This window comes from Caulobacter sp. GW821-FHT10C03 (assembly GCF_059415485.1).
This window is the reverse complement of sequence record NZ_JBWKNI010000006.1, coordinates 173,105-187,484: the sequence shown is the minus strand read 5'-3', so window position 1 is coordinate 187,484 and position 14,380 is coordinate 173,105. Positions and strand designations below refer to the sequence as shown.

Genomic DNA, 14,380 nt, shown 5'->3' with positions numbered 1-14,380 from the left:
GGTGCACAATCCAAACGCGTTTCGCGGCCAAAACGCACAGCCGCCCCATCTCAACGCTAGAGCGAATTAATTGCCCGCTCCAGTGCATTTATGCACAGATTTCAAAAAATTCGCATTCTTTGGTTGCGACTAGTCCGGAACCTGACAGTCCAGACAAAAACCGAGATCTCGGTTTTTCGCTTTACAGTTGATTTTATCCCGGGCCATGCTTGGCCTGGGCGCGCACTCCTTGCGCGTCTATCCCGGGGGAGGGCTATGGCAGAATTCTTCATGGGCCAGGTCATGATGACCGGCTACAACTTCGCGCAGAAGTATTTCGCCTTCTGCAACGGGCAGCTTTTGCCCATCAATCAGAATACGGCGCTATTTTCGCTGCTGGGTACTTATTACGGCGGCAACGGCGTTTCCAACTTCGCCCTACCCGACCTGCGCGGCCGAACGCCGGTCGGTTTCGGCAGTTCGGTGGATCCGTCCTGGCAGCCGGCGCCCTATCAACTGGGCACGGTCACGGGCGTGGAGAACGTCACGCTGCTGACCAGCAACCTGCCGTCGCACACCCACACGGCGACGGCCACCACCCAGGTAGGCGGCGGGCGCAACCCGACCGGCGGCCTGTTCGCGACCTCGAGCGTCAGCACGACGTCGGCCTATGTGGCGCAAGGCGGAGGCTCCCTGCAGCCGCTCTATCCGGCCACGATCGGCGTGACGGGCGGCACCCAGCCGCACCCGAACCTGCAGCCCTACGAGGCCATCACGTTCGTGATCGCCCTGTCGGGCATCTACCCCTCGCGCAACTGATCAGCCGTCAAAACGGAGTTCTAAAATGAGCCAGCCGTATGTCGGCGAGATTCGTGCGTTCGGTTTCTCGCGCACGCCCACGGGATGGTTTCCCTGCGATGGACGACTGCTGTCGATCGCGGACTACCAGACCCTCTACACCCTGCTCGGCACCACCTTCGGCGGCGACGGGATCACCACCTTCGGGATTCCGGACCTCAAGGGCCGTCGCCCGATCCACTGGGGCACCCTGCCCGGCGGCAGCACCTATGTTCTGGGCCAGAAGTCGGGCACGGAAGAAGTGACGCTGATCACCCAGCAGATCCCGGCCCACAACCACACCATGGTCGCGGTCGCTGGCGCGTCCACCGCCATCACCCCCGGGCCGACCCTGTTCCCCGGCACGATCGGCGGCACCGATACGCTCTACCTGCCGGACGCCGCGGGCACGACGGTGGTCGCCATGGACACCGAGGCCGTCGGTCTCACGGGCGGCAGCCAGCCGCACCAGAACTGCGCGCCGACCCTGACCGTGTCGATCTGCATTTCCGCCTTCGGCATCTTCCCGTCGCAAAACTGAGCTGGAGATCCAACCATGAGCGAACCCTTCGTCGGCGAGATCCAGCTCTTCGCCTTCAGCTACGCGCCCTACCAGTGGGCGCTGTGCAACGGCGCCACCCTGGCGGTCCAGCAGAACACCGCGTTGTTCTCGCTGCTGGGCACCTACTATGGCGGCAACGGCAGCAGCACCTTCCAGCTGCCGAACCTGGTCAACCGCGGCGTCGCCAACCAGGGCACGGGCGCCGGCCTGTCGCCCCGGACGATCGGCGAGACCTTCGGGACGTCGAGCGTCACCCTGACGACCGACACGATCCCGCAGCACACCCACGCCTTCCAGACCTACAGCGGCGGCACCGCCACGCGGTCGGCCGCCCCCACCTCGGGCGCGCTGATCTCGCAAGGCGCCACCAAGGTGTTCCTGGCCGCCCAGTCGCCCAATACGTCGCTGGCGCCCAACACCATCCTGCCCACGGGCGGCGGTCTGCCGCACGAGAACAACTCGCCGCTCCTGGCCCTGAACTGGTCGATCGCGCTCTATGGCGTCTTCCCCAGCTTCAACTGACCTGACGGCGTCGGCGGCGGGACCTGTCCCGCCGCCGAACCTCGCGCCCGTAAACTGGCGAGCGAAGGGCCTGGCCCTTCGCTCGATCCGTTTCGAGGACACGTTTTTCCTTCGCGACCTCTATGCCGACCTGCGCGCCGGGGAACTGGCGGCCGTCGACTGGCCGCCGGCCCAGAAGCGCGCCTTCACCGACAGCCAGTACGACCTGCAGGACGCCCATTTCGGCCGCGCCCATCCGCACGCCTGGCGGCTGATCGTCGAGCGGCGCGGCAAGGCCGTCGGCCGGCTCTATCTGGACGACACGCCCGAAGGCCTGCTGGTGGTCGATATCGGCCTGCTGGCGCTGGTGCGCGGCAAGGGGATCGGCGGCGACCTGCTGAAGGCCGCCCAGGCCCAGGCTCGGCGCCAGGGCTCCCCAGGCGTCTGGCTGCACGTGCTCAAGGACAATGTCCGCGCACGGACGCTCTACGAGCGCCTCGGCTTCGCCGCCACCGGCGAGACCGCGACCCACTGGCGGATGGACTGGCCGGCGCGTTGAGAGCGCCTGCGCGCGCTCAATGCGTGCGCTCCTTGCGCTCCTCGGCGTCGTCGTCCTCGCCCACCTTCTCCTCGACCGCGGCCGAAAAGCGCTGGAACGCCCCCAGCGCGACCAGGATGACGGCCGCGGCGAGCAGCAGCATGGTCGGATAGACCAGCAGGGCCACGTCGGTGCGGGCGGTCTTGAACACCACGACCAGCCCTTCGAGGAACAGGGCGATGACGATGGTCGACAGGAACTTGGTCAGGCTGCGCCGGGCCTCGGCCGCGCTGCGCTTTTCCTTGCCCCGCCGCACCTCCTCCTCGAACAGGTACTTGGCGACGTCGAAGACGGCGATGGCCACGATCAGGTAGCCCAGGCCGTCCAGCACGGCGTCCGCTCCGTCGCCCTGAGCCTGGCGAAGGCTCTGCAGCACGTCGGCGAAACCCAGCGCCACCAGGGCCAGGGACGCGATCATCAGCAGCAGGCTGGCGCCGGCGAAGGCGGCGCGGATCAGAAGGTGCATCGGCTCCGGCTCGCCTTGGAGGTCCCGACACAACGCCCGGGCCGGAAAGCCGTTTCGCGCCGATCAAGCGGCCGCAGCCAAAGAGCCTAGAACCCGAACTCCGGCTGGGCCGCGCCGGGGTGCTGGGTTTCGGGCAGATGGCAGGTGAAGGTCGAGCCGGCGCCCGGCTCGCTTTCCAGGGCCACCCAGCCGCCGTGCAGCTCGACCAGCGCCTTGACCAGGGCCAGGCCCAGGCCCGGGCCGCCGCGATCACGGCCGACGAAGCGGTCGAAGATGTGGGCCTGGACGTGGAAGGGCACGCCCCGGCCGGTGTCGGTCACGTGCAGCTTGACCTCGCCCAGCGCCCGCGTGGCCGAGATCGTCACCTTGCCGCCCGGCGGCGTCTGGCGCAGGGCGTTCTCGACCAGGTGGTCGACGGTCTGGTTCAGGCGCTTGGCGTCGCCACGAATCAGGCCGACCTCTTCCTCGCAGATCACTTCCAGGGTGACGCCGCCGATCTCGGCGTCCTTGCCGCCACGATCGAAGGCGCCTTGCAGCAGGTCGCCGACGCGGATGTCCTCGATCTCCAGCGCCATTTCGCCGGCGTCGATCTGGGCCATGTCGAGCACGTCGTCGATCGAGCGGGCCAGCTGGGTGGCGGCGGCGCGCACGGCGGCCACGTGGCCCTTGCCGCGCTCGTGCAGGCCCTCGGCCCGCTCCAGCAGCTCGGAATAGCCGATGATCGTCGTCAGCGGCGTGCGCAGTTCGTAGGAGACGTTGCCGACGAAGTCGCGCTTCAGCCGCTCGGCCTCGGCCAGGGCGGCCGAGCGGTCGGCCAGGGCGCTTTCCAGGTGGCGGGTGTCGGTGACGTCGGCGAAGGCGATCAGGGTCGCGCCGTCGGGCAGCGGCCGGCTCTGGTAGACGACGATGCGGCCGTCCGAGGTGCGCACCTCGCCCGAGGTGGGGGCGCGCATCTGCGGATCCGGATCGGCCACCCGGCCCTTCAGCTCGCGCCAGAAGGTCAGGTCGTGCAGGCGGCGCACGCACAGCTCGACCACGCCCTCGAAGTCGCCGGCCGCTTGAAGCGCGAGCGGGGTGACGTTCCAGAAGGTCTCGAAGGCCTCGTTGTGCAGGCGCAGGCGGCCGTCGGAGCCGAACACGGCCACGGCGTCGTTCAGCTTGTCCAGCGTGGCCTGCTGCACCTGGATCAGGGCGTTGTACTGGGCCTTCAGGCGCAGCTCGCCGGTGATGTCGGAATAGAGCAGCAGCATGCCGCCCAGCGGGTGGGGCTGGCGGACCACCTTCAGCGTGCGGCCGTCGGGCAGGTCCCACAGCTCGTCGGCCTGGGGACCGAGGTCCTCGTAGCGGGCCAGTTCGGCGGCCTTCCACTTGGCGTAGTCGACCGTCTCGGGCAGGCGGCGACGCTGGCGCAGGCGGTCGAGCACCTCGCCATGGGTCGGCCGCTCGGCCAGCCAGGCGGGCTCCAGGCCCCAGAGGTCGGCGAAGGCGGTGTTGTGGAACGACAGGCGGCGGCTGGCGCTGAAGATCGCCACGCCGTCGGCGATGTGGTTCAGGGTCTCGTCGTGGGCGGCGACGTGGTTCTTCAGCGTCTCGCGGACGTCTTCCACCTCGGTGACGTCGGCGCTGAACACCCCGGCCCCGCCGCCTTCCAGCGGCTTGACGGTGAAGCGGAAGGCCCGGCGGCGGCCGTCGATCGGCGTCCAGCGCACGGTCTCGCGGCGCTCGCCCTTGGCGGCGGTCTCGACGGCCAGGGCGTCGACGGCCCGGTCGAAGGTCTTGCCGTCGCGGGCGGCCTGCTGGGCGTTCTCGACGCCGGTGGCGCGCAGATAGGCGGCGTTGGCCCAGGTCGGGGCGCCGTCGGCGGCGGCGATCCAGGCCGGTTCCGACAGGCCGTCGACGAAGGCAGCGAAGCGGGCGGCGCTGGGCAGGCCCGCGTCGCCGGTCTGGGCGGCCAGGCGCAGCCAGGCCAGGGCGCCGGCCGCGCGGCCCTCGACGATGACCCGGCCGCCGGGACCACGGGCCTCGAAGGCGCAGGCCTCGCCGCGCTCGAACAGGGTCTTGAGCCGGGCCGCGTGGTCGGGATCGCCGACGGCCAGGGCCTGGACCACCGCATCGGGGGTCGCCGCGACGCCCAGCACCTGGGCGCAGGCGGCCAGGCTGTCCTCGCCGGAGACCAGGCGCGCGGAGCCGTCCTCGACCGCGACCAGGGCGTTGTCGAAGGCTTCGGACGAGGCCTGGGTGGCGAGCGAGCCGCTCTCCAGCTCTTGCAGGCGGCGCAGCATGGCGGCCATGCGGGCGTCGAAGGCGCGCCGCTGGGCCAGGGCCCACAGGGTGGCGCAGATCGCCAGGCAGACCGCGCCGGCCGCCGCGGCCAGGATCAGATCAAGCGATGTCATCCGGCGTGTCGCTAGGCCCCAACAAGGCGGAAAGGTCGAATCAGATTTGGCAGCTTAGACCGCGCGCGGCGAGAGCGCGATCAGCCCTTCCCCACAGGACGAATGACGCTATTTGGAGTCCATGACCTGGACCGACCGCCTCGCCCCCTCGCTGGACGACTTCGCCGCCCTGGCCAAGGCCGCCTTCGACGCCCTGCCCGAGGACTTCCGCCGCCTGACCGGCGACGTCGTCTTCCGCATCGACGACTTCGCCACCGACGACGTGCTGGCCAGTCTCGGCATCGAGGATCCGTTCGAGCTGACCGGCCTCTACCAGGGCGTGGACCTGTCGCGCCGCTCGGTGCTGGACACCCTGCCCAACCCGTCGATGGTGTTCCTCTATCGCCGTCCGATCCTGGACGAATGGACCGAACGCGGCGACGTCACCCTGGGCGAGCTGATCGAGCACGTGCTGGTCCACGAGATCGGCCACCATTTCGGGCTGTCGGACGACGACATCCACCGCATCGAGGACGAGGCATGAGCCTTTTCGACACCGACACCTGGCGCGAGCGCATGGACGAGCGCTGGTTCGAAAGCGGCGTGGCCATCGCCGAAAAGGGCGACGTCGACCTGGTGGCGATCGAGGACGACGCGGTGACCGCCCACGTCACCGGCAGCGCCGGCGACCTCTATGTGGTCGAGCTGCGCAGCCCCGCCGGCGAAGGCCGCTGCGACTGTCCGGGCTTCGAGAAGTTCGGCGCCTGCAAGCACCAGGCGGCCGTGGTGGTCGCCGCCAACGGCCTGGACGAGCCCGGCCTGCAGGCGGTGCGCGACCGCATGGCCCGCCTGCGCGACGGCCTGGCCCTGGACAGCCGCGAGGCGCTGGTCGAGCGCCTGATCGATCTGGCCCGGCGCGATCCGAAGGTGCTGGCCAGCCTGGAAGCCTGACGGCGATAGCTAAAAGCAATCGATCAAGAGTTCTGAGCAATACCTGAGGATAAAACGGCGATTATCGCCCGGTTTCGCTCAATGATCGGTGCGTAAAAGCACAATATCCCTCGTCACGAGAGTTTGCGATTGAATATCACGGATTCTGCGCAATACTTTCCGCAGATTCGTCGGAGGTTGATGCAACACCGCTGACGACTGGCCGCCCGACGCTCCACGACGTGGACGCGTGGCGGTCAGCCGCGTTGCGAGAGATTGCGTCCCGTGTTCACCCCTCGCGCCAAGGTCGGCAAGCCGGAGAACAAGACCCTCGTGGTCCTGCTGTCGGTCTTGCAACTGACGGCCGTGGTGCTGGTATGGCTGGTCGCCCTGGTTCCCGCGGCGCTGGCGGCCCTGGCCGTCACGCTGTGGAAGGCCAGCCGGCCGGCGCCTCCGGGCAAGTTTCCACCAGCCTGAACCCGCTTTTCGAGTCCCCGTCCCGTCCATGGAACTGCGCCACGTCCGCTATTTCGTCGCCCTTGCGGAGGAGTTGAACTTCACGCGGGCGGCCGCGCGCCTGGGCATCGGCCAGCCGCCGCTGAGCCAGCAGATCCGCGACCTTGAGACCGAGATCGGCTATCCCCTGTTCCTGCGCCGCCCGCACGGGGCCGAACTGACCGAGGCCGGCCGCGTGTTCCTGGCCGAGGCCCGCCAGATCCTCGAACAGGCCGACCGCGCCTTGCAGGCCGCCCGCCGGGCCGGCGGCGGCCACGTGGGCGCGCTGCGGGTGGGCTTCACCTCGTCGGCCAACTTCCACCCGGCGGTGACCGAGGCCTTCGCCGTCTTCCACTGGAAATATCCGGACGCCAGCCTGATCGTCGAGGAGAGCCATTCGGCCCGCCTGGCCGAGCGGTTGCGGCGCGCGGAACTGGACGCGGCCTTCGTGCGGCCGGGCAATGTCGCGGCCGAGGGTCTAGACCTGCTGCCGCTGGGCGAGGAGCCGCTGGTGCTGGCCCTGCCGGCCGGCCATCGGCTGGCGACCCAGGCCCGGGCGCCGGTGGCGGAGCTGCGCGGCGAGCCGTTCGTGATCTTCTCGCAGGGGATCGGGCGCACCTTCCTGGGCCTGATCCGGCAGGCCTGCGCGCAGGAGGGGTTCGAGCCCGTCATCGCCCAGGAGACGCCGCACATCGTGGCGATGATCAACCTGGTCGCCGCGGGCCTGGGCGTGGCCATGATCCCCGGCTCGATCGCCCAGCTGGCCGTGCGGGGGGTGGTCTATCGCCCGCTCGACGGCGCGACGCCGCGCGTGCCCCTGGCCCTGGCCACCCGGGCCGGCGACGCCTCGCCCCTGGTGCGCAACTTCCTGGAACTGATCCCGCAACCGGCGGCGAAGGACTAGGCCGCGCCGCCGCGCCTGTGCCATAGCTGGGGCGATGATCGAGACCGAAGCCCTGTTGCACATCGCCTGCGAAGCCGAGCAGGCCGGCGACTACGCCCGCGCCCGAGAGGGCTACGCCCGCTGCGCCGACCTGGGCGACATCACCGGCCTGACCAACCTGGCCTACATGCACGACACGGGCCTGGGCGCCCCGCCCGACAAGGACGAGGCCATGCGCCTCTATCAGCGGGCCTGGCGGCAGGCCCGCTGCACGGTCGCGGCCAACAACATCGCCATCCTCTATCGCGAGCGCGGCGACCATCGCGCCATGGTCCGCTGGTTCGCGCGCGGGGCGGCGGCGGGCGACGACTCCGCCTGCCTGCAACTGGCCAAGTGCTATCTGCAAGGCATCGGCGTGCGGCGCTCGGTCGAGGCGGCCGTGCGGTGCCTGGCCAAGGTGCTGTCGTCCGACACCGTCTACGAGGACGACGCCGACGAGGCCGAGGCGCTGATGGAGCAGTTCCGGCCGCGCCTGGCCTAGGACCGTATCGACAGTCAGCTGTTCGCGACCTTCAAATCCGTGCATCCCCGCGAAGGCGGGGACCCAAGCTGGATTTCAGGATGAGGCGCGGCCGTGGGTCGATTGCGACCTCGGCTTGGATCCCCGCCTTCGCGGGGATGCTCGGTGAAAAATGAGCCCGGGCCGCCGAATGCCGATCCGCCTCAGGCCAGCACGCTCTCCACCCAGCGCGGCACGACCTCGCCGGCGGGACCATAGAGGCGCTCGTCGAAGGCCCGGGCGTTGTCGGACGGCTCCAGATTGATCTCGCAGGTGCGGATCCCCATCCGCCGCGCCTCGCCCACGAAGCCGGCGGCCGGATAGACCGAGCCCGAGGTGCCGATGGCGACGAAGAGGTCGGCCTCCTCCAGGGCGTCGAAGATCTCGTTCATGAACAGCGGCGTCTCGCCGAACCAGACGACGTGCGGCCGCGCCATGCCGACCTCGCCGCAGGCTTCGCAGACCGCCGCCGCGTCGAGCGGACCCGGATCGGGACGCGTCGCCTGGCAGGCGTGGCAGCGGGTGACGGCCAGTTCGCCGTGCATGTGGACGACCTCGGTCGAGCCGGCCTTCTCGTGCAGGTCGTCGACGTTCTGGGTGCAGAGGAAGAGCCGCCCGCCCCGCGCCGCCAGCTCGGTCTGAAGCCGCGCCAGGGCGAAGTGGGCGGGGTTGGGCGCCGCCCCGGCCAGGTTCTCGCGACGGGCGTTGTAGAAGGCCCGCACCTTGGCCGGATCGCGGGCGAAGCCCTGCGGCGTGGCCACCTCCGAAAGGTCGTACTGGGTCCACACCCCGCCCTCGTCGCGGAAGGTGCCCAGCCCACTCTCGGCGGAAACCCCGGCTCCGGTAAGCACGAAGACGTTCAAGCCCATGGCGGCGTTTCTCTTTCTGCTTCAAGCGACTGCGGCGAAGGTGACGCCATCGTCATTTTTAATTTGACCGTACCGGAAGTTTGAGTGGACAGTGTTCACTCGGATAGAGGCCCGCGCCAGACGGGCCCTCTCCGCGCCCACAGGAGAGGAGCCGACCGTGACGGACAAGAACATCACCAAGGACGCCATGTACGACGCCGTGGCGCCCGACGACTTCGAGTCCATGCTCGAGCTCGACCGGTACAACAACCGCTCGACCGCTTTCGACAAGATCATCTCGGCCACTCACGACCACTTCTGGGACCCGCTCGACAAGGCCTATATCGATTTCGACGAGCCGTTCGACATGGAGAACCAGCCGCTGGTTCCCGAGGAACTGGTCATCGCCCTGTCGACCGACTACGTCTCCAATCACCTCTCCGATCCCAAGCAGCGCACCCGCTTCATCAACCAGTCGGTGCTGCGCAGCTTCTCGTCGATCCTGCACGGCGAGCAGGGCGCGCTGAACCTGTCGGCCAGCCTGTGCCACGTGCTGAAGGACCAGGGCGCGCAGGAATACGCCGCCAACCAGACCCGCGAAGAAGCGCGCCACGTCACCGCCTTCGCCAAGTACATCAAGGCCCGCTGGGGCAAGCCGGTCGAGTGCGGCCCGGCGCTGAAGACCCTGCTGGTCGAGATCATCGCCGCCCCCGAGGTCTACAAGAAGATCATCGGCATGCAGATGCTGGTCGAGGGCCTGGCCATGGGCGCCTTCGCCACCTTCTTCAAGGAAATCCACGATCCGCTCGGCAAGAAGCTCTTGCAGCTGGTGATGACCGACGAGGCCTTCCACCACAAGTTCGGGAAGATCTGGGCCGACCGCACCGTGCCCAAGCTGACGCCCGAGGAGCACGCCATCATCGAGGACTGGGCGGCCCACTGCTTCCAGACCCTGCTGTTCAACCTCGTCTCGCCGCACCAGCAGCTGGATCTCTACCGCGAGTTCGGCCTGGATCCGGACAAGGTGGTCGAGGAGTACGGGAAGATCATGACCGACGACCTGCGTCGGGAGAACATGAAGGAGCAGACCAACATCTTCCGGGTGCTGGTGAAGACCCTGCTCAACGCCGGCATCATCACCGACCGCACCAAGGCCTTCTACGCCATGTACGTCGACCTCGACGAACTGCGCGCCGAGGGCGACCGCATGGTCGGCGACGACATCGCCGAGGAAGGCATCCGCCACCTGCAGGCCATCAACTTCAAGGACCGCGTCGCCCCGGTGACCATCGCGGCGGAGTAGGCGCTAAAGCCCTCTAAACTCCCGTCATTCCCGCCCTTGTGGCGGGAAACCCTGGTTCCGTTAGCAAGGGAAGCGCAAGCGGCGTGCTGAGCACGCCGCCCCCTCCTGACCCTGCGGCTGACAGAGGGGTTCCCGCCACAAGGGCGGGAATGACGGGACGTTATTTGGCGGCGGTGCGCCGCCACCCACCCCGTCGGCGATACGACCCGTAGGGGAACACCCCTGCGCCGCCTTGCGTTTGCTTCCGTTCGAGGGATGAACTTGAGCAGGGCGAAAAGCCCGCCTCCCCTGGCAACCAGCAAGGGGGCAAGCAGCAAGGTGTCGGAATGCGAGCAGGCCTGATCACCATCGCGGCGGTCGTCACCGCCCTTACCACCATGGGCCCGATGCTGGCCTTCGCCGGCGCGCAGCCGCCGTCCAAGCCGGTGGCGGCCGGCTTCTATACGGGCAAGTGGTACGAGATCGCCCGCACCCCCAATTCGGGCCAGCGCAACTGCGAGGCCCCGACCACCGAGTTCACGGCCAGGACCGCCGACAGCTTCTCGGTGCGCCAGGTCTGCCGCCGCGACAGCGCCGGCGGCAAAGCCCGCACCTTCAACACCACCGGCAAGATCGTCGCCGGATCCGAGAACGCCAAGTTCTCGATGAGCTTCCTGGGCGGCATGAAGAAGCAGGAATACTGGGTGCTCGACCGGGCCGACGACGAGTCCTGGGCGATCATGGCCACGCCCGGCGGCAACTTCGTCTGGCTGCTGTCGCGCAAGCCGGTGATGGACGAGGCGGCCAAGGAGGCGGCCCTGGCCCGGGTCAAGGCGCTGGGCTACGCCAAGCTGGTGTTCCCACAGCAGCCGGAAGCCTGACGCATGCGGCGCGTCTCCCCGGCCATCGTCGGCGCGGTCCTGCTGGCCTTGGGCGCGGCGGCCGCCTGCGCCGCCCGCCCGACCGGCAATCCCAGCCCGCCGCAGCCGGCCAAGAGCGTCGAGCTGAAGCGCTATCTCGGCCTCTGGTACGAGGCCGCCCGCTACGACTTCCACTTCGAAAAGGGCTGCGACGGCGTCACCGCCGAATACGCCCTGCGCCCCGACGGCCTCGTGGAGGTGCGCAACACCTGCCGCCAGGGCGGTCCCGAAGGTGTCGAGAAGATCAGCCTGGGCAAGGCCAAGCTGGCCGACAAGGTGACCGGCGCGAAGCTGAAGGTGTCGTTCTTCGGCCCGTTCTTCGTCGGCGACTACTGGGTGCTCGACCACGCCGACGACTACAGCTGGTCGATCGTCGGCGAGGGCAGCGGCCGCTATCTCTGGCTCCTGACCCGCGACAAGCCGACCCCGGCCCTGACCCAGCAGCTGACCGACCGCGCCAAGGCCATGGGCTACGACGTCTCGCGGCTGCGGGTGACGAAGCACGCGCCGGGCTAGGGCGAGCGCCACGGTGGCGCTCGCCCGCCGGTCGTGGCAGGTTCGCTCCCGTCATCGACGGGGGCGTCCATGGAACGGAAAGTCATCGAGAGCGCGCGGTGGAAGCTGGCGCTGGGCCTGGCCGGCAGCCTGGCCTTCGTGGCGCTGGGCGCCTGGCTCATCGACAAGGCCAAGGACGACGAGCGCCTGATGCCCTGGCTGTGCATCCTGTTCTTCGGCTTCTGCGCCGCGGCCTTCCTGGTGCAACTGCTCAAGCCCCAGCGGCTGGTGCTCGACGCCGACGGCTTCCAGATCCAGGGCGGGCTGAAGCCCGGCGGGAAGGTGGCCTGGGGCGACGTCGAGGCGTTCTTCGCCTGGAAGCTGCCCAAGGGCGGGACGATGGTCGCCTGGCGCCTGCACGAAAAGCCGCGACAGCACGCGCCCGTGGGCAATTTCGGGCGCGGCCCCGGCGTCGACGGCGTCCTGCCCCGAACCCTGACCGTCGGGACCAAGGCCCTGCTCGCCGAGATGGAGGCTTGGCGTACGCGTGGCCCCGCGAACAGACCCGTCGCCCCGCCGATCCTGGTGGAGTAGCCGCCGGCCCTAGGTCGGCGGATCGCTGCGGGTGCGGGCGTAGCGGGCGAACTTCGCCGTGGCCTGCTCGCCCGCCTCGGCGATAGCCTTGCGCTCCTCGGCGGGAACCTGGGCCAGCGTACGGGCATGGTCCCAGATCGGAGCGCCCCAGGCGCCCGCCTCCGAGCGCAGGGCGTAGGCCCAGATGCCCGGCGCGACCGGCGTCGCCCGCGCGTCGGGCCGGCGCAGGAAGCCGGCGACCAGGTACTGGCCGTTCGACTTCACCCGCAGATAATAGACGTTGGGCGACCCGCCGGTGGGCGCGCGCTGGGGATCGATCGGCAGGCTCCCGTCGCCGCCGAGCACCGCGCGCAGCGCCCGTCCAAGATCGACCGCGCCGGCGGCGGGGTCCTCCCTGCCCAGCGGATTGCCTTCGCCCATCAGGGCCTGCTCGGCCTTGGGCGCGCCGATGATCACCGTATAGTCCCCGTGCTCGGCCCGCCGGGCCCGGTCGACGAAGGGCGGCTTGCCGGTGCGGACGCGGTAGGCTTCGACCAGCTCGGCGATCTCGTGCACGTCGGCCACGCGCTTGGCGTCGGCGTCGGTCTGGAAGGCGTCCTCCACGGAGGCGGCCTTGGCCTTCAGCACCGCCACGCCGCCGACGCCGGCCACGGCCAGCGCGACGGCGGCCAGGATCCAGGTTCTTCTCTTCAAGACGGTCTCCCCCTCGCCCGCCGCTATAGCGCGAACCGCAGGTTGGTCGAGCCCGAAAGGCGCCCGCCCGCCGTGCACCGAGCAGACGCCGCCCGCTTGCACGGCGAACAAAGATGGAACATGGTGACAACCATGGACGTCGTCGTCGACATCGCCCTCTCGCGCTCGGACATGTCCCGGCCGGAGACCACCCTGGCCGTCACCCGCGGGGCCGCGCGGCTGCTGGTCGATCTGGGCTACGCGCCCCTGGCCGAGGTGACCCTGCCCAACGGCCGGCGGGCCGACCTGATGGCCCTGGGCCCCAAGGGCGACATCGTCATCGTCGAAGTGAAGTCGGGGCTGGAGGACTATCGCGTCGACCGCAAGTGGGGCGAGTACGCGCCCTATTGCGACGCCTTCCACTTCGCCGTCGCCCCGCACTTTCCGGATGGGATCCTGCCGGAGGAGCCGGGCCTGATCGTCGCCGACGGCTTCGGCGGGGCCGTGGTGCGGGCCGCCCCCGTCACGCCCCTGGCGCCGGCCCGGCGCAAGGCCCTGACCCTGGCCTTCGCCCGCCTGGCCGCCCTGCGCGCCGCCGGAGTCACCGCCGAGCGCCTGTCGATCTGAAAATAAACCATCCCTGCGACATTCTGTCCGAACACAACTCAAGATGACGCCAAAGCAGGGGAAAGACCCACCCTGCCCTATAGGGAAATGCCGATCTAGAGTTGTTCATTGGTCGACTACCGGACATTCCTGGTTAGTCGGATAACGTCGTGATTTAGGCAGCGTTACCTCTTCTTTACGTCCGGCGCGCGATCACCCCGCTCATAAGCCCAACAAAGGGCAGGGGATTTCAACAGAATGTCGAAGACGAAACCCGCAGCGGCGCTGGCCGCGGCGCTCCTCACCATCGCGCCTCTGAGCGCTCACGCCGACGCCGCCAAGGACCTCCAGATCGCTGGCCGCGCGCTGACCTTCCTCGAGAACGGCCCCACCGGCAAACAGGTGCTGGGCGTGGTGTTCGATCCGTCCAAGCCGGCCTCGGTCGCCGAGAAGAACGCCGTCATGGCCGCCATCGGTGGCGGCATGAACACCGGCGCCCTGACCCTGACGGCCAAGCCGGTCGAAGCCGGCGCCGTCTCGGGCGTCAGCGGCGTGGCCGCCCTCTATGTCACCACCGGCGTCAACGTCGGCGCGGCCGCCAAGGCCAAGAAGATCATCACCATCGGCTCGGACGCCTCCTGCGCCGCCAGCGGCGCATGCGTGATGAGCGTGTCGGCCGACCCCAAGGTCGAGATCATCGTCAACCGTTCGGCCGCCGCGGCCGTCGGCGCGGTCTTCAAGTCCGCCTTCCGCATGATGATCCGCGAAGTCTGATCCC

19 protein-coding genes are annotated in these 14,380 nt (G+C 69.1%); 15 read left to right on the top strand and 4 right to left on the bottom strand.

The window, feature by feature from the left end; genetic code table 11:
* The first annotated feature begins 255 nt into the window (after positions 1 to 255).
* From AC07NG_RS10165 to AC07NG_RS10150, 4 genes are read left to right on the top strand one after another with little or no spacing between them, the layout of a single operon-like run.
* On the top strand, positions 256 to 798 hold the full coding sequence (locus AC07NG_RS10165) for a phage tail protein (RefSeq protein WP_110119455.1): 543 nt from the start codon (positions 256 to 258) through the stop codon (positions 796 to 798).
* A gap of 25 nt (positions 799 to 823) precedes the next feature.
* The gene (locus tag AC07NG_RS10160) at positions 824 to 1,357 is read left to right on the top strand and encodes a phage tail protein (RefSeq protein WP_494593738.1); all 534 of its coding nucleotides are present in this window, start codon (positions 824 to 826) and stop codon (positions 1,355 to 1,357) included.
* 15 nt (positions 1,358 to 1,372) lie between these two features.
* On the top strand, positions 1,373 to 1,900 hold the full coding sequence (locus AC07NG_RS10155; protein WP_487292373.1) for a phage tail protein: 528 nt from the start codon (positions 1,373 to 1,375) through the stop codon (positions 1,898 to 1,900).
* Positions 1,875 to 2,438, top strand: coding sequence for a GNAT family N-acetyltransferase (locus tag AC07NG_RS10150; protein ID WP_494593736.1), 564 nt, complete (start codon positions 1,875 to 1,877; stop codon positions 2,436 to 2,438). Before AC07NG_RS10155 ends, AC07NG_RS10150 begins: the two co-directional genes overlap by 26 nt.
* 16 nt (positions 2,439 to 2,454) lie before the next feature.
* Here the strand turns inward: AC07NG_RS10150 and AC07NG_RS10145 are convergent, their stop codons facing one another.
* Together AC07NG_RS10145 and divL are read right to left on the bottom strand one after the other, a co-directional pair.
* Positions 2,455 to 2,943 carry a GNAT family acetyltransferase gene (locus AC07NG_RS10145; protein WP_494593734.1) on the bottom strand — a complete coding sequence of 163 codons (489 nt, stop codon included), beginning with the start codon at positions 2,941 to 2,943 and terminating at the stop codon, positions 2,455 to 2,457.
* An 86-nt stretch (positions 2,944 to 3,029) separates the two neighbouring features.
* A complete protein-coding gene (gene divL, locus AC07NG_RS10140) occupies positions 3,030 to 5,339 on the bottom strand; it encodes a cell cycle protein kinase DivL (RefSeq protein ID WP_494593732.1) in 2,310 nt (769 codons plus the stop codon).
* 121 nt (positions 5,340 to 5,460) lie between these two features.
* Between divL and AC07NG_RS10135 the strand changes: the two genes are divergently transcribed.
* From AC07NG_RS10135 to AC07NG_RS10115, 5 genes are all read left to right on the top strand, one after another.
* On the top strand, positions 5,461 to 5,862 hold the full coding sequence (locus AC07NG_RS10135) for a metallopeptidase family protein (RefSeq protein ID WP_492856770.1): 402 nt from the start codon (positions 5,461 to 5,463) through the stop codon (positions 5,860 to 5,862).
* On the top strand, positions 5,859 to 6,269 hold the full coding sequence (locus AC07NG_RS10130; protein ID WP_494593729.1) for an SWIM zinc finger family protein: 411 nt from the start codon (positions 5,859 to 5,861) through the stop codon (positions 6,267 to 6,269). The genes AC07NG_RS10135 and AC07NG_RS10130 overlap by 4 nt, the downstream gene beginning before the upstream one ends.
* A gap of 264 nt (positions 6,270 to 6,533) precedes the next feature.
* Positions 6,534 to 6,725, top strand: coding sequence for a hypothetical protein (locus tag AC07NG_RS10125; protein WP_492856768.1), 192 nt, complete (start codon positions 6,534 to 6,536; stop codon positions 6,723 to 6,725).
* Positions 6,726 to 6,753: 28 nt separating this feature from the next.
* Positions 6,754 to 7,647: a LysR substrate-binding domain-containing protein gene (locus AC07NG_RS10120; protein ID WP_492856767.1), complete on the top strand. Its 894-nt coding sequence runs from the start codon at positions 6,754 to 6,756 to the stop codon at positions 7,645 to 7,647.
* 34 nt (positions 7,648 to 7,681) lie between these two features.
* Positions 7,682 to 8,167, top strand: a complete 486-nt coding sequence (locus AC07NG_RS10115; protein WP_487292380.1) for a tetratricopeptide repeat protein — start codon at positions 7,682 to 7,684, stop codon at positions 8,165 to 8,167.
* 182 nt (positions 8,168 to 8,349) lie between these two features.
* On the opposite strand, the gene AC07NG_RS10110 is transcribed toward AC07NG_RS10115, so the two are convergent.
* Entirely contained in the window at positions 8,350 to 9,054 is a 705-nt protein-coding gene (locus AC07NG_RS10110) for an NAD-dependent deacylase (protein ID WP_494593726.1), read from the bottom strand.
* Between the two features lie 157 nt (positions 9,055 to 9,211).
* Between AC07NG_RS10110 and AC07NG_RS10105 the strand changes: the two genes are divergently transcribed.
* From AC07NG_RS10105 to AC07NG_RS10090, 4 genes are all read left to right on the top strand, one after another.
* Positions 9,212 to 10,336, top strand: a complete 1,125-nt coding sequence (locus AC07NG_RS10105; protein ID WP_110119468.1) for a ferritin-like domain-containing protein — start codon at positions 9,212 to 9,214, stop codon at positions 10,334 to 10,336.
* Positions 10,337 to 10,662: 326 nt separating this feature from the next.
* On the top strand, positions 10,663 to 11,196 hold the full coding sequence (locus AC07NG_RS10100; protein WP_487292382.1) for a lipocalin family protein: 534 nt from the start codon (positions 10,663 to 10,665) through the stop codon (positions 11,194 to 11,196).
* Between the two features lie 3 nt (positions 11,197 to 11,199).
* A complete protein-coding gene (locus AC07NG_RS10095) occupies positions 11,200 to 11,751 on the top strand; it encodes a lipocalin family protein (RefSeq protein ID WP_494593724.1) in 552 nt (183 codons plus the stop codon).
* Positions 11,752 to 11,820: 69 nt separating this feature from the next.
* Complete coding sequence (locus AC07NG_RS10090; RefSeq protein ID WP_494593722.1) at positions 11,821 to 12,324, top strand: STM3941 family protein; 504 nt, start codon at positions 11,821 to 11,823, stop codon at positions 12,322 to 12,324.
* A gap of 9 nt (positions 12,325 to 12,333) precedes the next feature.
* Here AC07NG_RS10090 and AC07NG_RS10085 read toward each other — a convergent pair whose 3' ends face one another.
* A complete protein-coding gene (locus AC07NG_RS10085; RefSeq protein ID WP_494593720.1) occupies positions 12,334 to 13,017 on the bottom strand; it encodes a hypothetical protein in 684 nt (227 codons plus the stop codon).
* A 171-nt stretch (positions 13,018 to 13,188) separates the two neighbouring features.
* Here AC07NG_RS10085 and mmcB point away from each other — a divergent pair, with 171 nt between their 5' ends.
* Together mmcB and AC07NG_RS10075 are read left to right on the top strand one after the other, a co-directional pair.
* Positions 13,189 to 13,623, top strand: a complete 435-nt coding sequence (gene mmcB, locus AC07NG_RS10080) for a DNA repair putative endonuclease MmcB (RefSeq protein WP_487292387.1) — start codon at positions 13,189 to 13,191, stop codon at positions 13,621 to 13,623.
* Positions 13,624 to 13,860: 237 nt separating this feature from the next.
* On the top strand, positions 13,861 to 14,376 hold the full coding sequence (locus tag AC07NG_RS10075) for a hypothetical protein (RefSeq protein ID WP_492856762.1): 516 nt from the start codon (positions 13,861 to 13,863) through the stop codon (positions 14,374 to 14,376).
* Positions 14,377 to 14,380: the final 4 nt, after the last annotated feature.